At 38.4% G+C, this 25,960-nt stretch carries 21 protein-coding genes; 19 read left to right on the forward strand and 2 right to left on the reverse strand.

What is annotated here, in order from left to right:
• The first annotated feature begins 55 nt into the window (after nt 1-55).
• The 16 genes from GHI45_RS02895 to GHI45_RS02970 all read left to right on the forward strand — a co-directional run bounded on the left by GHI45_RS02895 (nt 56) and on the right by GHI45_RS02970 (nt 21,289).
• Nucleotides 56-1,027, forward strand: coding sequence for an NAD(P)/FAD-dependent oxidoreductase (locus GHI45_RS02895; RefSeq protein WP_147778991.1), 972 nt, complete (start codon nt 56-58; stop codon nt 1,025-1,027).
• A gap of 103 nt (nt 1,028-1,130) precedes the next feature.
• A complete protein-coding gene (locus GHI45_RS02900; RefSeq protein WP_147778992.1) occupies nt 1,131-1,691 on the forward strand; it encodes a CvpA family protein in 561 nt (186 codons plus the stop codon).
• A gap of 17 nt (nt 1,692-1,708) precedes the next feature.
• A complete protein-coding gene (locus GHI45_RS02905) occupies nt 1,709-4,036 on the forward strand; it encodes an endonuclease MutS2 (RefSeq protein WP_147778993.1) in 2,328 nt (775 codons plus the stop codon).
• An 88-nt stretch (nt 4,037-4,124) separates the two neighbouring features.
• The gene (trxA, locus tag GHI45_RS02910) at nt 4,125-4,439 is read left to right on the forward strand and encodes a thioredoxin (RefSeq protein WP_147778994.1); all 315 of its coding nucleotides are present in this window, start codon (nt 4,125-4,127) and stop codon (nt 4,437-4,439) included.
• Between the two features lie 300 nt (nt 4,440-4,739).
• On the forward strand, nt 4,740-6,539 hold the full coding sequence (locus GHI45_RS02915; RefSeq protein WP_147778995.1) for a beta-galactosidase family protein: 1,800 nt from the start codon (nt 4,740-4,742) through the stop codon (nt 6,537-6,539).
• 102 nt (nt 6,540-6,641) lie between these two features.
• Entirely contained in the window at nt 6,642-7,379 is a 738-nt protein-coding gene (locus GHI45_RS02920; RefSeq protein WP_147778996.1) for a MurR/RpiR family transcriptional regulator, read from the forward strand.
• 115 nt (nt 7,380-7,494) lie between these two features.
• On the forward strand, nt 7,495-8,805 hold the full coding sequence (locus tag GHI45_RS02925; protein ID WP_147778997.1) for an ABC transporter substrate-binding protein: 1,311 nt from the start codon (nt 7,495-7,497) through the stop codon (nt 8,803-8,805).
• Nucleotides 8,806-8,888: 83 nt separating this feature from the next.
• A complete protein-coding gene (locus GHI45_RS02930; protein WP_147778998.1) occupies nt 8,889-9,755 on the forward strand; it encodes a carbohydrate ABC transporter permease in 867 nt (288 codons plus the stop codon).
• Entirely contained in the window at nt 9,755-10,597 is an 843-nt protein-coding gene (locus tag GHI45_RS02935; protein ID WP_147778999.1) for a carbohydrate ABC transporter permease, read from the forward strand. The genes GHI45_RS02930 and GHI45_RS02935 overlap by 1 nt, the downstream gene beginning before the upstream one ends.
• Nucleotides 10,598-10,606: 9 nt before the next feature.
• Nucleotides 10,607-11,623: a galactose-1-epimerase gene (locus GHI45_RS02940; RefSeq protein WP_147779000.1), complete on the forward strand. Its 1,017-nt coding sequence runs from the start codon at nt 10,607-10,609 to the stop codon at nt 11,621-11,623.
• Between the two features lie 23 nt (nt 11,624-11,646).
• On the forward strand, nt 11,647-12,849 hold the full coding sequence (locus GHI45_RS02945; protein WP_147779001.1) for a galactokinase: 1,203 nt from the start codon (nt 11,647-11,649) through the stop codon (nt 12,847-12,849).
• Between the two features lie 21 nt (nt 12,850-12,870).
• Nucleotides 12,871-15,048: an alpha-galactosidase gene (locus tag GHI45_RS02950; protein ID WP_147779002.1), complete on the forward strand. Its 2,178-nt coding sequence runs from the start codon at nt 12,871-12,873 to the stop codon at nt 15,046-15,048.
• Between the two features lie 14 nt (nt 15,049-15,062).
• Entirely contained in the window at nt 15,063-16,541 is a 1,479-nt protein-coding gene (galT, locus tag GHI45_RS02955) for a UDP-glucose--hexose-1-phosphate uridylyltransferase (protein ID WP_147779003.1), read from the forward strand.
• A 133-nt stretch (nt 16,542-16,674) separates the two neighbouring features.
• Nucleotides 16,675-17,658, forward strand: coding sequence for a UDP-glucose 4-epimerase GalE (galE, locus tag GHI45_RS02960; protein ID WP_147779004.1), 984 nt, complete (start codon nt 16,675-16,677; stop codon nt 17,656-17,658).
• Between the two features lie 44 nt (nt 17,659-17,702).
• Nucleotides 17,703-18,287, forward strand: coding sequence for a sugar O-acetyltransferase (locus GHI45_RS02965; RefSeq protein WP_147779135.1), 585 nt, complete (start codon nt 17,703-17,705; stop codon nt 18,285-18,287).
• Nucleotides 18,288-18,298: 11 nt separating this feature from the next.
• Entirely contained in the window at nt 18,299-21,289 is a 2,991-nt protein-coding gene (locus GHI45_RS02970; protein WP_147779005.1) for a beta-galactosidase, read from the forward strand.
• 82 nt (nt 21,290-21,371) lie between these two features.
• Here the strand turns inward: GHI45_RS02970 and GHI45_RS02975 are convergent, their stop codons facing one another.
• Entirely contained in the window at nt 21,372-21,731 is a 360-nt protein-coding gene (locus GHI45_RS02975; protein WP_147779006.1) for a hypothetical protein, read from the reverse strand.
• A gap of 225 nt (nt 21,732-21,956) precedes the next feature.
• Here GHI45_RS02975 and GHI45_RS02980 point away from each other — a divergent pair, with 225 nt between their 5' ends.
• Genes GHI45_RS02980 through GHI45_RS02990 form a run of 3 tightly spaced genes read left to right on the forward strand, consistent with a single transcriptional unit; the run spans nt 21,957 to nt 24,788 of the window.
• Nucleotides 21,957-22,538 carry a GNAT family N-acetyltransferase gene (locus tag GHI45_RS02980; protein WP_147779007.1) on the forward strand — a complete coding sequence of 194 codons (582 nt, stop codon included), beginning with the start codon at nt 21,957-21,959 and terminating at the stop codon, nt 22,536-22,538.
• Nucleotides 22,531-23,811, forward strand: coding sequence for a DRTGG domain-containing protein (locus tag GHI45_RS02985; RefSeq protein ID WP_147779008.1), 1,281 nt, complete (start codon nt 22,531-22,533; stop codon nt 23,809-23,811). Before GHI45_RS02980 ends, GHI45_RS02985 begins: the two co-directional genes overlap by 8 nt.
• A 53-nt stretch (nt 23,812-23,864) precedes the next feature.
• Entirely contained in the window at nt 23,865-24,788 is a 924-nt protein-coding gene (locus GHI45_RS02990) for a bifunctional oligoribonuclease/PAP phosphatase NrnA (RefSeq protein ID WP_147779009.1), read from the forward strand.
• Nucleotides 24,789-24,815: 27 nt separating this feature from the next.
• Here the strand turns inward: GHI45_RS02990 and GHI45_RS02995 are convergent, their stop codons facing one another.
• Nucleotides 24,816-25,772 carry an asparaginase gene (locus tag GHI45_RS02995; RefSeq protein WP_147779010.1) on the reverse strand — a complete coding sequence of 319 codons (957 nt, stop codon included), beginning with the start codon at nt 25,770-25,772 and terminating at the stop codon, nt 24,816-24,818.
• Nucleotides 25,773-25,960 lie beyond the last annotated feature (188 nt).

The following is a 25,960-nucleotide window of genomic DNA, read 5'->3' on the forward strand; positions in this document are numbered from 1 at the left end:
GTTTTTTTGTGCCAAAAAGACAAAAACTTTTGACAGTTTATGATATAATTGGGTCATGAAAAATTATGATGTGTTAATTGTGGGCGGCGGGCCAGTTGGCTTATATGCCGCTTTTTATGCGGGAATGAGAGGACTTTCTGTCGCTCTTGTCGAGGCATTTGATGAAGTTGGGGGACAACCTCAAAACCTTTATCCTGAAAAAAAGATTTACGATATTGCTGGACTTCCTGAGATTCATGGGGCTGATTTGACCAAAAACTTACTCAAACAGCTTGAATTAGTGCCTTTTGACTGTTTTACAGGACAAAAAATTGGTAAAATTGAAAAAAATGAAGCTGGTTTTTCTGTCAGCACTGACAGCAATGAATTCCAAGCAAAATCCGTACTGATGACGACCGGAGCAGGACTTTTGGCACCACGTAAACTTGATATTGAGGGCGAAGAAAGCCGTTATCAAGCGGGAAGCTTGTCGTATTTCATCAAAGATTTGGAAAGTTTCCGTGGGAAAAAAGTTGCCGTACTCGGCGGTGGCGATTCAGCTTTAGACTGGTCATTGATGCTAGAAAATGTGGCTGATGAGGTTCATTTGGTGCATCGCCGACCAAAATTCCGTGCGCATGAAATGACTGTTGAACAGGTTAAGGCATCAACGATTGAATTGCACACGCCTTATCAAGTGTCAGCTCTGACAGAGACAGGCCTTGAGTTGCAAGTGGTCAAATCAGACGAAAAATGTTTGCTTGATGTAGATAAAATACTGGTTAATTATGGCTTTTTGACCAATCATTTGGATTTGATTGAAGCACTTGATGTGACACGTTCTGGACGGATTTTAGTCGATCGTGAAATGAAAACAAATTTTGATGGACTATATGCCGCAGGTGACGGTGCAGATTATCAAGGCAAAGTCGCCCTCTTATCCGTTGGATTTGGGGAAGCAGTCATTGCCATCAATGCCATCACCAACTCAATCAGTTTAGATCATGCCATCACTAAAGGACATTCCTCAAGTTTGTTTGGTAAATAAGAGAAGAGCTCTCAGTTGTTTTAACAGCTGGGGGTTCGTTTTTTGTTGAAAATACGGTATAATAGAGAAAAATAGCTCTTGCTATAAACAATAGGAAAAAATTATGTTACTTAATCTGATTATTATCATTATCTTGGCTTGGTCATTTGCCATTGGTTATTCACGTGGCTTGATTTTGCAAGTCATTTACACAGTCGGAACCATTCTTGCCGCTTTTATTGCAGCGGGAAACTATCAAAGTCTGGCAACGCAACTCAGCCAGTGGGTGCCATTTTCAAGTGCAACAGCCTCATCAAGTCTGCTTATCTTTAGTGATGCCTTGCTCTTTAAGCTTGATGAAGCCTTTTATGCGGGCGTTGCCTTCATCATTATTTTTGTCATTGCTTACACGATTATTCGCTTGATTGGCCTCTTTTTGAAGTTCGCAGTAGCGCCATTAGGAAAGAATGGGAAACTTATCGCGGGCCTTTTTGGACTTTGTGCTAGCTATTTTGGCCTGCAAATGTTCTTTGTAACCATGAGTTTGGTGCCAATGGTAACCATTCAAAGTCAGCTTTCTGGTTCAGCTTTGGTGCGTCTTATGGTTTTGCATACACCGGTAACATCAGCTTATTTCCAAAATTTATTTATTGAAAGCATTACTCATATCAATCCGTTAGGATAAAAAAATATAGAAGAAGAATGAACGAAAAAATATTCCAAATTCTCGAATTTGAGAAAGTAAAAGAACAATTTGCCTCGTACTTACAGACGGCGCAAGGAAAAAAAGAGCTGTCAGAGCTGACAGCCTTGAAAGAAACGGAAAAAATACAGCTCCTTTTTGATGAAATCACTGATTATCATCGAGTTATTCAAGAAAATGGAGCATTGCAACTGTCGAAAACGTCCGATGTGACGGACTTTTTGCGTCGCTTGGAACTTGACGCGTCAATCTCTGGACGTGAGTTTCTGGAGATTAAAAAGCTGGTACAGGTTGGCATCAATATCAGGCGTTATTTTGAAGCAGCTGAAAATGTTGCCTTTCCTCATCTGGCAATAACGCTCGAGAAATTTGCTGATTTGTCAGCGCTTATCAAAATGCTGGAAATTTTTGACAATTCAGGTATCCTGCTTGACAATGCGTCAAGCGAATTGATGCACATTCGTGGCTCAATCAAACGCAATCAGTCTGAAATCAAAAAAATTATGCAGGAATTGTTGAATAAAAATAGTTCCAATTTGACCGAAGGCATCATCACAGTCAGAAATGACAGACAGGTTTTGCCTGTCAGAAGTGACAGTAAAAATAAAATCCCTGGTGTTGTTCACGATATGTCTGCCAGTGGACAAACGCTTTACATTGAGCCAAATCGAGTGGTCGCATTAAATAACGCGCTTAATCAAGCCAAAAACGAAGAAAAAAATGAGATTGCACGCATCCTGCGTCAACTTTCGGAAGATGTAAAACCATATACGATGGACATTCGACAAAATGCCTGGTTGGTCGGACATTTGGACTTGATTAAAGCTAAGACCAATTATATGGTACAGCACAAGGCAAGTGTGCCAGCGCTGACCAAGACACACGCCATCATGCTTTACGAGGCGCGTCACCCTTTGATTGACCCGCATGTCGTTGTGTCAAATACCATCAAATTCGATGCGGATTTGAACACGATTGTCATTACTGGGCCAAACACAGGTGGGAAAACCATCACCTTGAAAACGGTGGGGCTGCTCACTTTGATGGCGCAGGCAGGCTTACCTATTTTGGCAGAAACAGGTAGTCAAATCCATGTTTTTGATCAAATTTTTGCAGATATTGGCGATGAACAATCAATCGAGCAAAGTCTTTCAACTTTCTCAAGTCATATGACCAATATTGTTCGCATTTTATCAGCTGCTGACGCTGAAAGCTTGGTCTTGTTTGATGAATTAGGGGCAGGGACGGATCCTAAAGAAGGGGCTGCGCTTGCCATTGCCATTCTTGAGCAATTACGTGCCAAACAGATTAAAACCATGGCCAGTACCCATTATCCTGAGTTGAAAGCATATGGCGTTGAAACACCGGCTGTCATCAATGCCAGCATGGAATTCAACATTGATCAAATGAAACCGACCTATCGACTTCAACTTGGAGTTCCGGGACGATCAAATGCCTTAGAAATATCTAAACGTTTGGGACTACCAGAAGCAATCATCACAGCTGCAGCCAGCCAAATCTCTGATGGCGAAAAAGATGTCAACCGCATGATTGAAACGTTGGAAAGTAAGACTCATGAAGTGGTTGAACGGACACATCATATCCGCAAGATTGAACAAGAAAATCAAAAGCTCCACCGAGATTTAGAACGCGCTTATGATCAAATCAATCGTGAGCGTGAGCGTGAACTGGATAAAGCCAGAAAAGAAGCGGCAGAAGTAATTAACAAGGCAAGTCGGGAAGCGCAAGACATACTCAAAAACTTGAATGAGCGCGCCAGTCTTAAACCGCACGAAATCATTGCGGCCAGAACTGAACTTGAGGCACTCGCACCAACGATTGATTTTAGTCAAAATAAAGTACTCAAGAAGGCTAAAGCCAAACGTGGCCTGAAACAAGGAGCCAAAGTGAATTTGATTGATTATGGTCAAACGGGAACGCTGGTGCGACTTGAAAAGGATGGCCGTTGGACAGTCCAAGTGGGCGCTATTTCTACCAAACTTTCTGAGGATCAATTTGATTTGATTGAAACAGAAGAAACGCAGCCTAAAACAAAAAATGTCACTAAAAAAGTAACTAATAAAATCAAGGCACAACTTGATTTGCGTGGGATGCGTTACGAAGAAGCAGAACTTGAACTCGATAATTATATTGATCAAGCCTTGGTCGCTAATCTCATCCAAATTACCATTGTCCATGGGATTGGAACGGGTGTTATTCGAGAAATGGTTCAAAAGAAACTTCAAAACAATCGCCATATCAAATCCTATGAATACGCCCCAATCAATGCGGGTGGTTCAGGTGCGACACTTGCTATTTTGAAATAAAAGTCGCAATCTTTGAAAACTTTCTTACTTTTAGTTAAAATAGAGTTATAAAAAATTAGAGAGAAATGAGAATTTCTCAGGAGGACACATGGAATATACAATTACCGATGCAACTTTTGAAGAAGAAACGAAAGAAGGACTTGTCCTGATTGACTTTTGGGCAACATGGTGTGGTCCTTGTCGCATGCAAGCGCCTATCTTGGAACAATTATCAGAAGAACTTGACGAGTCAGAACTCAAGATTTGTAAAATGGACGTGGACGAAAATCCATTGACAGCACAAGGATTTGGCATCATGTCAATCCCAACCTTGATGTTCAAGAAAGACGGCGAAGTGGTAAAACAAATCGTTGGTGTGCATTCAAAAGCACAACTCAAAGCCTTGATTGAAGAATTAGGATAAAAATAATAAAAAGCTCAAGCTGAAGGTTTGAGCTTTTTTGTTCGTCAAAATTAGATACAAATATATAAAGTGGAAAAAGAAATGACCAGAAAATGACCTATTAAAGATAGAAATAAATAACTCATACGCTTGCCAATGAGGACAGGATGCTATAAAAAAACATATTCCGAAAAATAAATATATCATTTTTTTGTTAAGAGAAATTACTAAATGTAGGAAATATTTCCTAAAAAGAGTTTTGAATCTGGAAATATTTATTAACTTAAGAATGATATAATTAAATAAAAGAAAGAGGTTACAATGGAAAAGAAAAGCAGATTAATAATAAAAAATAATAAATTTTTATTAGATGGTAGAGATTTTCAATTTATTTCAGGAGCAATACATTATTTTCGAATGCCCAAAGAAAGTTGGCATCATAGTTTATATAACTTAAAGGCGATGGGAGCAAACACAGTTGAGACATACATCCCATGGAATATGCACGAGAAAGAAGAGGGGCTCTTTAATTTCGATGATAATCTAGATGTGACTGCCTTTGTTAAAGAGGCAGAAAAAGTAGGACTTTTTGTTATCATTCGTCCTACCCCATACATTTGTGCAGAGTGGGAATTCGGTGGATTACCGGCATGGTTGTTAAATTATCGTAACATGAGAATCAGAAGCTCTGACACTCAATTTTTAGAAAAGGTAGGATCTTATTATCAGAGACTTTTTGAAAAATTGTCTCCTCTTCAAAGCACTCATGGAGGTCCCATCTTAATGATGCAACTGGAGAATGAATATGGTTCATTTGGAGATGATAAAAAATATCTTCACGGTATATTAGAGTTAATGAAAAAAAATGGGTGTGAGGTTCCAATATTCACCTCAGATGGAGAATGGAAGGCTGCACAACGAGCAGGGAATTTAACTGAATTTGGAGTATTGCCGACAGTTAATTTTGGCTCAGAAGTCAGCAGTAATTTAAAAAAATTTACTGAATGTTATGATTCAGATTATCCTCTTATGATAATGGAATTTTGGGACGGATGGTTTAATCATTATGGCGAAAGAATTATAAAGCGTGATCCCAAAGAATTTGCGGAATCTCTAAGAGAAGGATTGAAAATTGCAAGTGTCAACTTATACATGTTTCATGGAGGAACAAACTTCGGATTTATGAATGGGTGCTCATCACCAGAAAATCGTTTGATTCCTCAAGTCACCAGTTATGATTATGATGCTATACTTGATGAGGCAGGAAACCCAACAGCTAAGTTTTATGAGATTCAAAAAGTGATACATGAATTATTCCCATCGATTATTCAAAATAGACCGTTGATAAAACCAACGATATCTGCTCAAGCACATCTGACAAATAAGGTTTCATTTTTTGAAGTGAAGGAAATGGTTTCTGATGTCAAAATCAGTGATTATCCAATGACGATGGAGGAATTGAATCATCCATATGGCTATGTTATGTACGAGCATAGCTATAAAAAAGATAACAGTGTTGAGAAATTTAAAATAATAGATGGTTCAGATAGAGCTCAAATATTTTTAAATTATGAACTCAAAAAAACGCAGTATTTAGCTGAAATTGGTGAGCCTATAACTGCTGAAATCTCGCAAGAAAATAACACTCTTTCAATTTTAATGGAAAATATTGGACGGACTAATTATGGTCCTGGACTATTAAATGAAAAGCAACGTAAGGGAATTAGAACAGGTGTGATGGCTGATATTCACTTTATGAGTGGTGATTGGAATCATTATAGTATTAATGATACAAAATTATCTACTGCGGATTTTTCGAAACCATGGAAGTATAAAACACCTTCTCTATACAAATACCACGTTCAGTTAGAAGAAATAGAAGATACGTATCTTGATTTGACTGATTTTGGAAAAGGTTTTGTTATGGTGAATAATATAAATATCGGACGATTCTGGGAGAGTGGTCCATATTTAACGCTGTATATTCCTAAATCGTATCTTTGTAAAGGAAAAAATGAAATAATAATTTTTGAAACAGAAGGCAAATTTTCAGAAATTATCAATTTTAGTAAAGTTCCCTTATTTGTAAGTAATGATAAATTAATTTCTGATAAACATTAAAATTTCATTTTTGTGTTTTATTATTCTTATTAGCTGGTTCTTTGACAGCAATGTACTAATAATATATAATTAAATAATACAAATAAGAAAATGGAGACTAAAATGGCAGGGCGGAATTTGTCAAGTGCAGAAAGTTATACATGGAAAATGATACAGGATAACTATGAAAACATTCCTCAATTATCAATTTCCGCTCTTGCCGATTTGGCACATGTTTCAATTTCTACGGTCAATCGGACAGTTAAAAAGAAAGGGTTTGCTGGTTATTCAGATTTTAGATATTCTGTCAAAGAGAATCGAACAAGCCATAGGAGAGGTTTTTCTAAAGAGGTTTTAGAAGCAATATCAAAAAACGAAGAAGAATTGTTAAAAACGATTAACGGCATATTACCAGAATCGATTGAAGAAGCGGTTCAAGCGATTGAAGATTCCACTAATATTATTATTTTTGCACGTGGCTTATCGATCAATGCAGCTCAGGAAATGAAACAAAAATTACAACTATGGCATAAGAATGTAATTCTCTATGACGATGCTAGGTCAATGCATTATTTCGCTAAATTCGCAACTAAGGAGACACTGCTTGTAGTAATTAGTTTGTTTGGTGAGACGGAAGAAATCATAGATGCAACAAGAATAGCAAAAACGAATGGTGCAAAAATACTAGTTTTGACAGCGACACAGAATTCAACAGTTACTAGATTAGCAGATATTTCCTTAGTTGGGTATAAAAGTCACCTAGAAGTAAATTATTTTGAACTTGATGTTCATAGTCGTCTTCCCTTGTATATATTAGTCCGTGTGTTATTTGACTCATATTCGATTTATAAAAATAAGTAAAAATGAAAAGGTTTCCAAGGTCAAGTACTTGATTTGGAAACCTTTTCATTTGCTAAATTGATATAATATTTATGTGAACGTTTTCAAAACATAAAATATTGGAGGAATCATCATTATGAAATTTACTAAAGTAATTGCTGGAGCAGCTATTGCTACTATTGCGGTAAGTTTATTAGCAGGTTGTGGGAGTAAGTCAAGCAACTCGAGTTCATCAAAATCTGTGAAAGAAATCACTGTGTGGGCATGGGATGATACGTATAATATCCCAGCAGTTAAGGAAGCAGCAAAACTTTGGTCTAACAAAAATGTCAAAGTTAAAGTCGTTTCAATGTCACAAGACCAAGTCGTTCAAAAGCTAAATACCTCTTTACCTAGTGGGAATAAAACGGGATTACCTAATATTGTATTAGTTGAAGATTATCGTATTCAAGGCTATTTAAAATCGTATCCATCTGCTTTTTCTAGCTTAAATGATGTCGTCAAGAAAAATAACTTTGCTTCATACAAATTTGCCGTAAATACAGTTAAAAATAATATTTATGGTGTTCCATTTGATTCTGGAGTAACTGGTCTTTTTTATAGAACTGACTTATTAAAACAAGCAGGTTATACTAGTGAACAAATGAGCAGTTTGAATTGGGATCAATTTGTTCAAGTTGCAAGAGACGTTAAAGCTAAAACTGGTAAAGCGTTAATGTCGCTAGACCCCTCAGATCTGGGTCTAATTCGAATGATCATGCAAGAGAGCGGTACTTGGTACACAGACAGTGATGGAAAAGTAACAATCGATGATAATAAAGCATTGAAATATGGACTTGAATTGGAAGCGAAACTTTATAAAGAGGGGCTTGTTGAAAAAGTATCTGGATGGACTGCTGGTCAAGAAGCCGTTCAGACTGGTAAAGTCGCATCCTCTGTAAACGGTTCGTGGTACTCTTCAACAATAACAGCAGCTAAAGATCAATCAGGAAAATGGAAAATTGCTCCTATCCCTGCACTTCCTACAAGCCTTGGAGGAGAATCAGGAAAAACGTATGCATCAAATAGTGGTGGTGCGGGTTGGTATGTATTGAGTGGTATCGATGGTGAAGATGAGGCTAAAGATTTTCTTAAAGAAACATTTGCTTCAAATACTGATTTGATGGGAAACTTGGCAACACAAATTGGATTGGTTTCAACTATGAAGGCTGCTTCAGATACGGCTGTATATAACAAACCAAATGAATTCTACAGTAATCAAAAAACACTTAAAGACTTCTCTGAATGGAGTCAAATTGTAACACCTGTCAATTATGGTGATCAAACCTATGCGATTGAATCAACAATGACTGGTGCATTGCAAGAAATTGTCAATGGTAAGAGTGTAGATTCCGTATTAAAAGACTATCAAAAACAAGTAGAGGCACAAGTAGCAACAGCTAAGTAATTTAAAAGTTCACGCATGGAAGGGCGTTCATTCATGCGTGATATTTTATATTATATCCTATTAAAATAGATTTGGATTAGAATATGAGAAAAAAAGATATCTTTAGAAATGGGAATGCATTCTTGGTAGTTCCCGTTATATTAATTAGTGTTTTTGTGTTTATTCCTATGGTTTATGCACTCATTACATCATTTCAAACAGGGCTTCCGTTAGCAATGAAGTTTGATGGCTTTGCAAATTATAAGCGATTGCTTTCAGATCAAATGTTTTTAAAAGCATTTACGAATACGTTCATTTTCTTACTCTTTCAAGTACCAATAATGTTATTTTTAGCGATAATAATATCAAATTTCTTGAATGATAAGAAGTTAAAATTTAAAGGGGTATTTAGAACGGCTATTTTCTTACCATGTATTACATCAATGGTAAGCTACTCTTTAATTATGAAAACATTATTCGCTCCAAATGGTGTTGTTAACAATTTTTTAATGAATATTCATCTGATTTCTACGCCAATCGGTTGGTTGACAGATCCTGTTTGGGCAAAAGTATTGATTATTCTGGCAATAACATGGCGTTGGACAGGTTATAATATGATCTTTTTCTTATCAGGAATGCAAAATATAAATCCAGAAATATATGAGGCAGCATCTCTTGATGGTGCAACGAAATGGCAACAGTTAATCAAAATTACGATTCCAAATTTGAAACCAATTATTTTATTCACAGGAATAACATCTACAATTGGAACGTTACAATTATTTGATGAAGTTGTAAATATTACGAATGGTGGTCCAGCAAACGCAACATCAACTCTGTCATTTTATATCTATAACTTAAGTTTCAGATATACTCCTGACTTTGGTTATGCTGCTGCTGTTTCGTTCGTAATTGTATTCTTTACAGTTATTCTATCAATTATTCAAACAAAACTAGGAGGAGATAAATAATGAAAAAGGCACAAAATAATGTTCACTACATAGGGACTGTATTAAAATATCTATTTCTAATTTGTATTTCTCTTATTTCTGTTTTTCCGTTTGTTTGGATGATATTAGGGATGAGCAACAATGCACTTGATATTGTTGCAGGAAAAATTAAAATCGGAAATCAGCTTGTTCAAAACTTCAGCAAATTATTTTCATCAGACTATAACTTTCTACAAACATTAGGTAATTCGGCGATCATAGCTATTTTAACAACAATTTTGGCACTCCTTTTTTCATCTATGGCAGGTTATGGGTTCGAAATCTATAAAAGTAAAAAGAAAAATTTGATTTTTAATATTTTACTTTTATCAATGATGGTACCATTCGCCGCTCAAATGATTCCTCTTTACAGAATGTTTTCTCAACTTTCAGGAACACCATTTGGTATTAATAGTTTTGGTGCGATTATACTTCCTGGAATTAGTACAGCCTTTTTAATTTTCTTCTTCAGACAAAGTGCAAAAGCTTTCTCCATAGACTTGGTAGAAGCAGCACGCTTAGATGGTTTAGGAGAACTAGCGATTTTCTTCAAAATTTATATTCCGACGCAAAGAAATACTTATGCGGCAGCTGCTATCATTACTTTCATGAGCAGTTGGAATAATTATCTTTGGCCATTGATTTCTTTACAAACTCAAGATAAATGGACTGTCCCATTACTTCTATCATCAATGGCTTCTTCCTACACACCAGATTATGGAATGATTATGTCTGGATTAGTTATTGCAACATTACCAACTGCAATAGTATTCTTTGTGCTCCAAAAACAATTCGTACAAGGAATGCTCGGTTCCGTTAAGTAAGGAGTGTTTATGAAAATTTCGACAAAAGCATTTGGTTTGGGCGCAAGCTTGATTACCTTGACCAATGCAAAAGGGGTCTCGATTTCCTTTACTAACTTTGGCGCGCGTGTCGTAAACTGGGTTGTAGATGGAAAAAATATTGTCTGGGGCTTTGATTCTTGCCAAGAATATCTTGAAAAAGACACCTATCCTGGTGCAACGATTGGTCGGACGGCTGGTCGAATCAAAGATGGTATCGTTGACATTAATGGTCAAAAAATCCAACTCAATCAAAATGAATTTCCACAAACACTTCACGGTGGAGAGGATTCATTTGAAACTAAAATGTGGGCGTATGAAGTCATTGACAATGGTGATATGGCTGAAGTTAAGTTTTATCTAACATCAGAAGATGGTGCCAACGGCTATCCTGGTAAATTGGATCTTGTTGTCAGCCATTCATTTGATGATAATTCCTGCTGGGCCATTGACTATGAAGCTGTTTCGACAAAAGACACGGTGTTTAATCCAACAGGCCATGTTTACTTCAATTTGACAGGAGATGTCAGCAAGCCAATTGATCAACATCGTTTGAAATTGGCAGCCTCACGCATGGTGGCTTTGAAAGATAAAACTGAAATTGTCAGAGGTGACATTTTGGATATTAAGGACACAGGACTTGATTTCCGTCAAGAAAAACCAATGCAGGATGCTTTTGTCAGCGGTCACGAACAGGTTGAATTGGTCGGTGGCATTGACCATCCCTTCTTACTTGACGAAGTAGATTTGGATAAAGAACAAGCCCGCCTGACGCTCGGTGATTTATCAGTTTCTGTCAGTACTGACAGACCAAGTTTGGTTATTTTTACAGCTAATTTTGGTGATTTGGGAACAGTCTATCGTGGAAAAGCTCTGGCCAATCATGGTGGCATGACTTTTGAAGCACAGGTGAGTCCTGGTTCAGAGCAGATTTCAGAACTTGGCGACATTACGCTCAAGGCTGGTGAAATCTACCAGGCAACAACCATGTATCAATTAAATAAATAAGAAATTAAAAACGGAGAAAAATTATGTCTAACTCTAACATCGTAGAAAACAGCACAGTCTTGTCAGGACTGACAGAAACATTTGGTCAGGTCTTTGGAGACACTGAAAATCTTGACTATTTCTTTAGTCCAGGTCGGATTAACTTGATTGGTGAACACACGGACTATAACGGCGGTTTTGTTTTCCCAGCTTCAATCACGATTGGAACGACAGGACTTGCACGCCTGCGTAAAGACAACAAAGTAAGATTGTTCTCACAAAATTTCCCAGATTTGGGTGTCATTGAATTTGACCTTGAAGATGCTTCTAAAAAAGAAGGCAATAGCTGGGGAAACTATGTCAAAGGGATGATTACCATGCTTACTGGCGCTGGCTATGTGATTGACAAAGGTTTTGAATTGTTAATCAATGGAGAAATTCCAACAGCATCAGGCCTTTCATCATCTGCCTCACTCGAACTTTTAGTCGGTGTTGTCCTTGAAGACTTGTTCAATTTGGATGTGCCACGTCTTGAATTGGTTCAATTAGGACAAAAAACAGAAAATGACTTTATTGGCGTGAATTCAGGAATTTTGGACCAATTTGCCATTGGATTTGGTGAAATTAACAAAGCCATTTTGTTGGATTGCAATAGCTTGAACTATGAAATGGTTCCGGTGGAGCTTGGAGATTATGATATCGTCATCATGAATACCAATAAACCACGTGCGCTTACGGAGTCTAAATACAACGAACGTTTCGCTGAAACACGTGAAGCACTCAAACGGATGCAAACGAAACTTTCAATTTCAGCCCTTGGCGAATTGTCAAATGAAGAATTTGATGCCAACACAGATTTGATTGCTGACGAAACATTGATTAAACGTGCCCGCCATGCAGTTTACGAAAACAACCGTACAAAAGTTGCGCAAAAAGCATTTGTTGCTGGAGATTTGGCTGAATTTGGCCAACTTTTGAACGCTTCTCATGCCTCACTTAAAAATGATTATGAAGTAACTGGTATTGAGCTTGATACATTGGCTGAAACAGCACAAGCACAAGCAGGCGTCTTGGGCGCACGTATGACTGGTGCAGGTTTCGGTGGTTGTGCCATTGCCCTTGTCAGCCATGACAATGTTGAAGACTTCCAAAATGCTGTCGGTCAAAAATACGAAGCAGTCGTAGGCTATCCAGCAAGCTTCTATGTAGCTCAAATCGGTTCTGGTTCAACAAAATTGGACGTCTAAGAAAGTATAATTGGTGACAATATGAGTATCATTATTAATGAAGAAAAGCGAATATTTACCATTCAAACGGATCATACAAGTTACCAATTCAAGGTAGGAGAATTAGGACATCTACTGCATCAATATTATGGAAAAAAAGTTAAAATACAAGATTTTTCATATTTGAAATTTGATGCTGAATGCCACTTTGCCCCTTATCCCTTCAGTAATGAATCACGGACGGGATCGATGGATGTTTTATGCCAAGAGTTTCCAACAGTGGGAACGGGTGATTCTCGCCATTCGGCTCTGAGAATAACCAATTCTGATGGTACAAATGTGATTGATTTGACTTATTCATCATATGAAATCATAAACGAGAAATATAGATTAGAATGTTTGCCAAGCTTTTATGAAAATGAAGGAGATGGAGTCCAAACCTTAAAAGTAACACTTAAAGATGAGTACTCTAACGTCGAGGTAGATTTATACTATGCTGTATATGAAAAATTTGATGTAATAACTCGAACGTTTAAAATTAGGAATGTATCAAAAGCCCCAATTTATTTGAAAAATGTACAAAGTTTAAGTTTGGACTTCATCGATGGGGATTATGAGTTAACACATTTTCATGGCAGATGGGCAATGGAACGTCAAAGCGAACGATTGACCATAAATCATGCAAAAATCTCATTTGGATCAAATTATGGTGTATCAGGCAATAAACAAAACCCAGGATTTATTGTTAGTGAAGGAGAAATGAAAGAGTTTTCAGGGGATTGTTATGGCTTTAACCTAGTTTACAGTGGTAATTTTGAGGCAACCGCTGAAAAATCAAGTTTAGGACAAACGAGAGTAACTTTAGGAATGGGGGATTCAAACTTTAATTGGAAATTGAATTCTGGAGATACATTTGAAGCTCCAGAGGCAATTTTGACTTTTTCTTCGGTAGGAGCTTCAGGAATCTCTAAAAATTTCCATGACATTATTCGTAATAATTTATGCTCAAGTAAGTTTGTAAAGAGTAAACGGCCTGTGCTAGTTAATAACTGGGAAGCTACTTATTTTGACTTCGATGGTAAAAAGCTAATTGATCTTGCTTTGGCTTCTAAGGATATAGGTGTAGACTTATTTGTAATGGACGATGGCTGGTTTGGTAATCGTTCAGATGATAATCATTCTCTGGGAGATTGGGAAGTAAATGAAAGAAAACTAGGAATGTCCTTGTCGGATCTAGCACACGCGATCAATAAAATAGGACTGGATTTTGGGATATGGATAGAGCCAGAGATGGTGAGTATCGACAGTAACCTTTATCGACAGCATCCTGATTGGGCACTAAATTTTCCTCATCGCAAACCGCTTCTTGGTAGAAATCAACTCGTTCTAGATCTATCAAACCAAAAAGTAGTAGATTACCTTTATGATAGGATTTGTAAATTGCTTGATTCTGCACCGATTACTTACTTGAAGTGGGATATGAATCGGCCAATTTCAGATTGGTTCTCAGATCAATTAACCTCCTCAACTCAGGGAGAATTACCCCATCGTTATCTTTTAGGACTTTACGATATTCTTGGTCGGCTGGTGGTTAAATATCCAAACGTACTTTTTGAAGGGTGTGCAAGTGGTGGAGCAAGATTCGATTTAGGAATGCTGGCGTTTCACCCGCAAATTTGGACATCAGACAATACTGATGCAATCAATCGTCTATCCATTCAGTATGGTACAAGTTTTTTGTATCCTATATCAACGATGGGAGCGCATGTGTCAGTTTCTCCAAATCATCAAAATGGTAGGATAACTCCATTTTCCACTCGAGCAAATGTGGCAATGGCAGGTACTTTTGGTTACGAATTGGATGTAAGTCTTATGACCAAAGAAGAAAAAAAAGAGGCAAATAATTACAGTATTGTATATAAAGAATATCAAGAATTAATTTTTTCAGGTGATTATTATCGCTTGAAAGAAACATCGCAAATTTCAGCATGGCAAATTGTATCAAAAGATAAATCCAAAAGCTTACTAACTTATGTGATAAAGGAAATCGAAGGTAATTCGAAGTTTACTTATCTTAAATTCCAAGGACTTGATTTTGGTTCTCAGTATCGAATAAATGATCAGTTGTATTATGGAGATGTCTTGATGTATGTCGGTATAAAACTTGAACAGGCACATGAGAATTATTTATCAAATCAAGTTTATATAGAAAGAATATAGAAAGCAGAACTAAGATGACTTATCAAACCATACAAGATTTTATAAATTTGGCCATTGAAAATGGAACGATTGATGCATTAGATGAAATTTACTGGCGCAATCAACTGCTTCAATGTGTTGGCTTGAGTGATTGGGCAGAAGTTGATACCCAGTCACACGAGAAAGATTCGCTTGTCTTGATGGACGAATTGATGGCTTTGGCTGCAAAAAATGGAAAAATTGAAGCTGGCAATGAGGAATTTTTCGAGTCAGCCTTGATGGATTTCATCACGCCAAAACCAAGCCAAATCAACAAGACTTTCTGGGCGAATTATGAACAATCACCAGAACTTGCGACAGCTTCATTTTATAAGCTGGCTAAACAAATCAATCAAGTCAAAACCCGTGACATTGCCAAAAATATTGCCTTTGAACATGAAACCAACTATGGCAATTTGGAAATTACAATCAATCTTTCAAAGCCTGAAAAAGATCCCAAGTTGATTGCGGCGGCAAAATTGGTCAAGGCGACCAATTATCCAGCCTGCCAACTCTGTATCGAAAATGAAGGCTATTATGGCCATGCAAATCACCCTGCAAGAAGTAATCACCGGATTATCAAGTGTGAATTGAACGGCGAAAAATGGGGCTTCCAATATTCCCCTTATGCCTATTTCAACGAGCATTCGATTTTGCTCAATGAAGTGCATCAGCCCATGGAAATCAATGGGCGTGCCTTTGCCAATTTGCTTGCCTTTTTGGACAAATTCCCACATTATATGATTGGTTCAAATGCTGATTTGCCGATTGTTGGGGGATCGATTTTAACACATGATCATTATCAAGCAGGAAATCACGCTTTTCCTATGGCTAAAGCAGGACTCAAAAAAGAAGTTACTCTGGCACATTATCCAAAGATTAAAGCTGGTATTGTCAACTGGCCCATGTCCGTTCTCCGCTTGCAATCGAATGACAAAGCGTCTATTTTAGAAGCAGCAACCGATATTTTAGCCAAATGGAAGCTCTATTCTGACGAAAGTTTGGACATTAAAGCTGTCAGTGCTGACGGAACGCCTCACCATACCATTACTCCGATTGCTCGGATGCATGACGGGCAATATGAAATGGATTTGGTCTTACGTGACAATAATGTCAGTCGCGAATTTCCAGATGGTATTTTCCATCCACATCAAAAACTCCATCATATCAAAAAAGAAAATATTGGTTTGATTGAAGTGATGGGACTTGCAATTTTGCCTCCTCGTTTGAAAACAGAACTCCGAGAAGTTGAAAAATATTTATTAGATGAACAAAATCAGATGGCAGAAATGCACAAGCCATGGGCAGACCAACTCAAGTCAACAGGCCATTTTACATCTGAAAATGTAGAAGAACAAGTCCGTCAAGCAGTAGGAAATGTCTTTAAGGAAGTGCTTGAAGATGCAGGCGTTTTCAAAACGGCTGCTACTGGACAAGCTGGATTTGATCGGTTCGTTGCATTTTTGAACGAGTAAGCTTATACTATATTAGAAGCGCTAAAATTTCGGAAGAAAAGGGCTTCATCATATTGTATCAAGCAAGAATTACAACCAAGGGCAAAATGAAGTTCAGGTTGAATTTAATAAATAAGAAAAAATGGAGAATCAAATGACAGTTTTAGTATTAGGTGGCGCAGGCTACGTTGGAAGTCATGCGGTAGAAATGTTAGTGGCAAAAGGCTACGATGTTGCCGTTGTTGATAATTTAGTGACAGGACACCGTGCAGCAGTCCCAGCAAATATCCGTTTCTACGAAGGGGATGTTCGTGACCGTGCTTTTATGGAAGAAGTTTTTTCGATTGAGAAGAATATCGAAGGCGTAATGCATTTCTGTGCCTACAGCTTGGTCGGGGAGTCCATGCAAAAACCTGCCATGTATTTTGACAATAATGTGGGCGGCTGTATCACGCTTTTGGAAGTGATGGAACAATTTAATGTGAAGCACATTGTTTTCTCATCAACTGCGGCAACTTTTGGAATTCCGAAAGAAAGTCCAATTTCTGAAAAGACACCACAAAATCCAATCAATCCTTATGGCGAATCAAAATTGATGATGGAAAAAATGATGAAATGGCAATCAGAAGCAACCGACATGACTTATGTTGCCCTCCGTTATTTCAACGTAGCAGGTGCTTCTAACGATGGACACATTGGGGAAGCTCACAAAAACGAAACTCATTTAATTCCAATCATCTTGCAAGTGGCACTTGGAAAACGTGATTTCATTACCATTTATGGTGATAATTACAACACACCTGATGGCACTTGTGTCCGTGACTATATTGACATGGAAGACTTGATTAACGCCCATATCAAAGCTTTGGAATACCTCAAAGCAGGCGGAAAATCAGACCAATTCAATTTGGGAAGTTCACACGGTTACTCTAACCTTGAAGTACTTGAAACAGCACGCAAGGTAACGGGCAAAGAAATCCCAAGTCAAATGGGAGAACGCCGTCCTGGCGACCCAGACTCACTCGTTGCTGACAGCACAAAAGCGGGACAAATCTTGGATTGGCATGTTGAACATGACTTAGAACACATTATTGAAAATGCTTGGCGTTGGCACTCAGGACATCCTGATGGCTATTGAGCTGGCTATGAAAGGAAATATTGAAAAATAAGGCTTTGCATCCGATGCATCAAGGAAAACTATATTTTCCTGAAGATAAAGAACTATGGGCAGAACAAATCGAGCGTCAAGGGCTTGTTGAAACCTATAACACGATTTCTTTATCAAATGAAGAAGAACGAAACAAGCTTTTAACTAAGATGTTCAAAGATATTGGTAAAGGGAGTTTTATTCATCCTCCTTTTTACGCAAATTGGGCTGGAAAGTTCGTTACTATTGGTGAAAATTTATATGCCAATTATAATTTAACGCTTGTAGATGACACATTCATTACGATTGGAAACGATGTAATGATTGGACCCAATGTTACAATTGCGACTGCTTCACATCCGATTCATCCAGAGTTAAGGAGTCAAGGCCTCCAATTTAATCTAGAAGTATCCATTGGGGATAAAGTTTGGATTGGGGCGAATACGACAGTGCTTCCAGGAGTATCAATAGGTAAAAATTCAGTTATTGGTGCTGGAAGTATCGTCACTAAAGATATACCAGAAAATGTTGTGGCTTACGGTAATCCATGTAAGGTCCAACGTGAAATTACAGATGCTGATTTAATTTTCTACTATCGACAAAGAAGAGTAGATTTATAGAAAGGAATAACATGACAACTCTAAAAAACATTTTAGAACGCAAAGATTGGGAAAACCCATCGGTTACAAATTGGAATCGCCTTCCTATGCACACTCCTATGAAATTCAACAAGTTACTTTCGCTTGATGGACTATGGGATTTTAGTCATTTTAAACAAATCTCTGATATACCAGAAAACTGGCTTGAAAGTCAAACATTTGACTCGAAAATCAAAGTTCCAAGTAGTTCTCAACTCGAATATTTTTCTGAAGATGATGTCCCCATTTATACAAATGTTGCTTATCCTTTCCCGGTCAATCCGCCATATACACCACTTTCTAATCCTGTAGGGGCTTATAGTCGAGATTTTGATATTGATGGCTCTTGGCTTGATGATGGACATACCCACCTGACTTTTGATGGTGCTGGATCAGCTTTTCATGTTTGGCTTAATGAAAGATATGTTGGTTATTCCGAAGATAGTAGATTATCAGCAGAATTCGATGTTAGTAAGTTTTTGACGCCAGGTAAGAATAATCTGAGAGTAATCGTTTTACGTTGGTCGAAAGCATCATATTTTGAAGATCAAGATATGTGGCGACTCTCGGGGATATTCCGCTCTGTTTATTTGCAGCATTTATCTAAAGACTATCTTTTGGATTACGTGATAACTACACCATTAAATCACGATTTTGATGAAGCCGATGTCAAAGTATCAACAAAAGCTACAAGAATGGATACGACACAAGTCAAGTTGAAATTATTTGAAGGTGAACAACTAATTGGAGAAAGTAATGGCTTTGAAAGTACAATAAAAGTTGAGAATCCAAAACTTTGGTCAGATGAAAATCCTTTCCTTTATCTTTTAGAAATATCCTTTCTTGATGAAAATGCTGTAGAACTTCAGAAAGAATATCAAAATGTTGGCATACGTAAGGTCGAAATTGAAAATGGCTTGTTAAAATTAAATGGAAAACCGCTCTTAATCAGAGGCGTTAATAAACATGAGTTTACTCCAGATCATGGTTATGTGGTGAGCGAGGAAATGATGCAAAAAGACATCAAACTCATGAAACAAAACAATTTCAATGCTGTGCGTTGTTCACATTATCCAAATGATACACGCTGGTATGAACTATGTGATGAATATGGTTTGTTGGTCGTTGACGAAGCAAATATTGAAACACACGGCATGGTTCCCATGAATAAATTAACAGATGATCCAACATACTTACCGATTATGGCAGATCGGACAACGAGGATGGTTTTACGAGATCGCAACTATCCATCGATAATTATTTGGTCTTTAGGAAATGAATCTGGTTACGGTCGAAATCATCAAGCCATGTACGATTGGTGTAAACATTATGATGATACACGTCCAACACAATATGAAGGAGGAGATGATCATGAGCGTGCTATGACACCTGCTACGGATATTATTTGTCCAATGTACTCTAGGCTTGATGATCCAACTTCAAATTCACCATACTCATTGAGCGAATGGATGGGACTTGCAGAAGAAAATAGACCTTTAATTCTAGTTGAATACGCGCATGACATGGGAAACTCCTTTGGTGGCTACGGAAAGTATTGGAATGCGTTTCGTAAAATTGAACGGTTGCAAGGTGGTTTTGTCTGGGATTGGGCAGATCAAGGCTTGTTAAAAGAAGGCAACTTTGCTTATGGTGGCGATTTTGGTGATAAACCAAATGACCGTCAATTCAGTCTGAACGGGCTTGTCTTTCCAGATCGGACGGCGAAGCCAGCCTTGACCGAAGCAAAATATTGGCAACAATATTTTCAGTTTGACTTGCTAAAAGATACTTTAGGAAAACCATTGGCGGTAAAAGTGACGAGTGAATATTGTCATCGTCAAGTGGCAGTTGAACTTCATTTGCAATTTACAACTGGTGAAAAAGTTGGCTTTGAACAAGTTTTGCCTCTCGTTTTAGCTGCTGGACAATCAACAGAAATTCAACTGCCAGATGTGGCTATCAAGGCTGATTACATGCTTTTACTCAATCTTCAAGTGATTGCACCAGAAGCAGAAGCCTGGCATGAAGCAGGATTTGAATTGGCTCATGATCAATTTGTCATTCATCAGCCCCTTGATTTTTCTGAAATGGACACAAGTTCAAGCAAGGACAGTTTTGTCATTGCTGACAGTTCAGACCAAATCAGTTGTCAGCTTGCTGAACAAACTTTTGTCTTTAGTAAAGTTACTGGGGACTTGATCCAATGGCTGAAAGCAGGCGAAGAACAACTTTTAAGTCCACTTTCGGAGCAATTTACGAGAGCTGCTTTGGATAATGACATCGGGGTAAGCGAGGTCGAACACATCGACCCAAATGCGTGGTTTGAACGGTGGAAATCAGCAGGATTTGATGAGTTGACGGCTCATGTTTCTGAGTTTAATCTTGAGCAAACTAGCCAAAATGTCATCTTGTCAGTGGTGACAGCGTATGAAGCAAAAGGAAAACAAGCCTTTGGCACCAAACGCCGCTACACAATTACGGCAAAAGGCGAGCTGTCAATCGATGTTGCAGTTAAACGGGATTTGACCTTGCCAGCACCAGCTAGAATTGGCTTGACAACACAGCTCAAACAGGTTGAACAGCAGTTGACTTATTTTGGCTTAGGGCCATTGGAAAATTATCCTGACCGTCAAGGCACAGCACAACTTGGCCTGTGGACACTTGATTTGTCTGACGCGTTCACGCCTTATATTTTCCCAAGTGAAAATGGCTTGCGGACGCAAAGCCAACGCTTGCAATATGGTGGCCTGCAGGTTCAAGCAGAAGGACAAGCTTTCGCATTTAATCTCAGCCGTTACAGCCAAAAACAACTCCAAGAAACTGATCATGTCCATTTATTGAAGGAAGAAAATGGCACGTGGCTCAATCTTGATGGCTTCCACATGGGCGTTGGTGGCGATGATTCATGGAGTCCAAGCGTGGCAAGTGAATACCTTCTGGAAGAAGCATATTACCACTATCAGGTTCGTTTGTCTATCCAATAAAGTTCAGGTATGACCTGATAAAAAAAGTTCAAGCAATTGCTTGAACTTTTTGTTTTGTTTGATTGATGAGAGCTGCCATGTTTTATAAGCTACCGAGAACTGAAATAAATGAAAAGATGAGAAGCAGGAAAGCGAGCAGTCCGAAACAAAGCATTTTTATCTGTTCTCTTTTGGAATATTCTAAGCGATCATTGAGCAAAAGATGGAGGACAATCACCGGCGAAAGTAAGGGGACTGCAAATAATATCAATGCTCCTAAATATGCGATAGGGGATGAGTGCCAGTAAGGGAAAAGCAAAGAGAATAAATAGAGTGAACTTGCAATACGAAAATAAAAAGTATAGATTTTCCGAGCATTGTCCTTTGTGGAAAAATGGATGGCAAAAGAAAATCCACAAAATAAGAGTGCAAATCCCAAGATGATGAAATTTAAAAGGGCCATTGTTTACTTCCTCCAAAAGCTATGCCAGCACGATTTGTACTAGAATGCGAAGTTATTATCTCATAAATAATAAAAAAAATACAGTTTTAATGACTCAAGTTTTTCGTTAGGATTAAAAAAATCAAATGGATACAAACCTAAAGAAAAGCGTACCTTACGCTTTTTTCTTTTGCGGTGGAAATTCAAGATATGTTATAATACAGTTAGCAAATAAAAGGAGAAAAAATGGTACAATTTGATGTTCAGTTGGCGCGTTTCAATTTCATTGAGAGTAGAAATTTGATGTTGCGGCCTTTTGTCAGTGCTGACAGCGCTGATTTATTTGGCTTTTCACAAAATGAAACAGCCCTCCGTTTTTTTTATCCTCCTTTTCAATCACAAGAAGCCTGTGAATATTTCATGGTAGAAAATTTTATGAAAGCACCGCTAGGAACTTGGGCTATCGAGTTGAAGGAGCAGCAGCGCTTGGTTGGCTTCATTCATTTTTCAAAAGTCTATCATCAAGCAAAAAAAGCGGAACTCGGCTATTTGATTGACCCTGCTTATCAGCGTCAAGGCCTCATGAGCGAGGCGCTGTCAGTGCTGATAGATTTTTCATTTCAAGAATTTGGCATTGATTTATTGGAACTAGTCATCGATGAAGAAAATCTTGCCTCGCAAGCTCTGGCTGAAAAATTTCATTTTGTGAGAGAAAAGCAGATGAAAAGAAAGCAAGCTTGGACGGGACAAATTCGAAATTTTAACCAGTATCAGCTTAAAAAGGCCGGCTATTTTGCCAGATTAAATCAAGGAGAAACGCATGTCTAAGCACGAAGAAATATTAAACTATATCGAAGGATTGGAAATCGGAAAGCAAGTCAGTGTGCGTGGGATTGCCAATCGGATGTCCGTGGCTGACGGAACGGCATATCGTGCCATCAAAGAAGCTGAAAATCGTGGTTTGGTTGCTGTCAATGACCGTTCCGGAACCGTTCGTGTCTCTTCTAAAGGTCAAAAAGTTGCCAACCGCTTGACCTTTGGCAAGCTGGCAGTTGTCGCCAATGCGGATGTTCTCGGCGGTTTGTCAGGTCTGGAAGTCGAATTTAACCGCTTTGTCATTAGTGCCATGACCTTAGAAGCATTCAAGCATTATTTAGAGCCCAATGGACTGGTCATTGTTGGGGATCGTCACGACATCCAAGAATACTCGCTACGGGAGCAAAACGCTGTTTTAGTTACTGGTGGTTTTGATGTTGAACAAGATGTCATTGATTATGCCAATAAAATGGGCATTCCACTCATGCGAACCAGCTACGATACCTTTACTGTGTCCAGTCGCATTAGTCATGCCTTGTCGAATGAATTGATCAAAAAAGATATTCTAACAGTGGCTGATGTCTTTCACCAAAAACGTGCAACCTTGCGCGAAGAAGATACGGTCAAAGATTTTCTTGATTTGGTCAAAAAAACAAATACCAGTCGTTTTGCTGTTCTTAATCGCTACAAAGTAGTTGTCGGTGTGATTGCCATGCGAGATGTCAATCATGTGCCGAACGATACTTTGGTGGGGCGCGTCATGACCTTTCCAAATGTTGCCAGTCTTGAAATGACGGTCGCATCGGTCAGTCAAAAAATGATTTATGAGGGCTATGACATGATGCCCGTGGTCAATCCTGACCATACCTATGCAGGCATTATTACGAAGTCTGACTTGCTCAAAAGCCTGCAAAAAGTCCAAGAAGAAAGTCAAGTTTCACGAACCTTTAGCGATGACATTTCAGACCGACTTAAAGAATCTGGCTCTGCCTTTCAGATTACTGTCGAGCCTTTTATGATCAATAGCGTAGGGACAGTATCAAATGGTGTTTTTGTAGAAATGGTAACCCTGATTTCAAGACGGGTAATGGATAAGAGACGACGTCGAAACATTATTGTTGAGTCCATGAATTCGAATTATTTTAATACGGCGCAAATCGACAACGTCCTTGAAATCTATCCCAAAGTCATTTCTGAGAGTCGGCTTGGCTGTATGATTGACTTTGAAATCTACCATGTCAATAATATCATCGGAAAAATTCTGGTCACACTTCAACTGACTTGACTCCTGTGAAATTTGATATAATAAAAATAAGACAAATAAAGAAAGACTTGAAAATGAATCAGATTTTAGAAAAAATTAAAGCTTATGATACGATTTTAATTCATCGTCATAAAAATCCAGACCCAGATGCGCTTGGTTCACAAGCAGGACTCCGTGCCATTTTACGTGCGAATTTCCCTGACAAAAAAATATATGCCGTTGGCTTTGATGAACCAACTTTGACTTTTTTGACGCAAATGGATCAGGTTACATTAGCTGAAAATGAAAAACATTTAAGTATTGTTTGCGATACAGCAAATCGTCCACGTATTGACGATGAGCGCTGGCAAACGGCCGATTGTTTGATTAAAATTGACCATCATCCAAATGATGACGCTTATGGCGATTTGCTTTTGGTAGAAGATTTCAGAAGTTCTGCATCAGAAATTATTGCTGACTTTGCCCTTCAAAATGAGCTTGTCATTACTGACGAAGCAGCACGCTTGCTTTATGCAGGTATTGTAGGCGATACGGGGCGTTTCCTTTATCCTGCTACATCTGCAAAAACCTTGTACATTGCCTCAAAACTCGCTGCTTACGATTTTGATCGCTCAGCCTTGGGCCGTGAAATGTCGTCATTTGACATGAAAGTGGCACGTTTGCAGGGCTACATTTATGAAAATCTGCAAGTCTCTGACAATGGCGCTGCCCGCATTGTGTTGACACAAGCTTTGCTCAATCAATTTGACTTGACAGATGCCGAAACATCTAAGATTGTCGGCGTTCCAGGGAACATTCGAACCATCGAGTCTTGGGCCATTTTCGTAGAGCAAAAAGATGGGCATTACCGCGTTCGTATGCGTTCTAAAACACGTCCAATCAATGAAATTGCAAAATTGCATGACGGTGGTGGACACCCCTTGGCAAGCGGTGCCAACTCATTCTCACTAGAAGAAAATGAACAAATTTGGCAACAACTTCAAGATAATTTGAAATAAAAAAAATCTGTCAGAACTGACAGGTTTTTAATTTTCCATAAAATGAGGCAAATCTTGGACGCCCGCATTCAAACCAATGACGAGTTTGATACGTGCTTTTTGGGAATTTACTTCAGGTGCAAACATGACGCCAGCTTGGTGGAGCTGAGAGCCACCGCCATCATAATCATAAACAGGCTCAGCAATTCCGTTGAAGCAGCGAGAGACAAGAACAATCGGTACTTGCGCCTCGATGATACGTTTTAGTGAATGACTTGCAGCAGGCGGAATATTTCCTGCACCCAAAGCTTCTAAAACAAGACCATCAAGCGTTGTTACATCTAATAAATCAAAGATTTCGCCATTCATACCTGCATAGCATTTGACAATCGGAACTTTCCCACTGACAGAATGAATGTCCAAGTGTTGATTTTCACTGTCGCGATGGAAGTAAAAAATCTTATTTTTGGTCAATAAACCAAGTGGCCCGTGTGTAGGTGTCTGAAAGGTTGAAACATTGGTCGTATGGGTTTTAGTGACATAACGAGCAGAATGAATTTCGTCATTCATGACAACGAGGACGCCACGGTCATGTGAGTCGTCGTCAGCAGCCACACGAATGGCAGTTTGCAGATTGTAAATGCCGTCAGTTCCTAGCTCATTACTAGAACGCATGGCACCCGTAATAATGATTGGTTTGCCACGTTTAATGGTTGAGTCGAGGAAAAAGGCAGTCTCTTCAAGCGTGTCTGTTCCGTGAGTGATGACAATGCCGTCAAAGCCTTCGCCAAAAGCAGTCGTAATGCGATTTTTAAGTGTCAACATATGCTCGAGCGTGATATGAGGACTTGGCAAATTGAAGATGTCTTCTGAAACAATCTCTATTTTGGTTGATGGCAGGACAAGCTGTGTCAAGGGATTGACCGCATTGGGTGAAACATGGCCGCTTTCATCTTCCGCCATAGAAATGGTTCCACCCGTATGAAGAATTAAAATTTTTTTCATCGTAATTAGTTCCTTATAAATAAATTTAGAGCCAATGCAAAATGCAAAGGAGTCTCAAAAAGCAAGGCATAAACCTTGCATCAAAAATTTCGGCAATTTATAAAATAAAAAATACCCAACTTCCATTATATCAAAAATAGTGGCGATGAAAAGCGAATGAATTCATGAAATCAAAAGAAGATTAGAGT

The organism is Lactococcus sp. dk101, from assembly GCF_009601055.1.
GTDB lineage: Bacteria > Bacillota > Bacilli > Lactobacillales > Streptococcaceae > Lactococcus.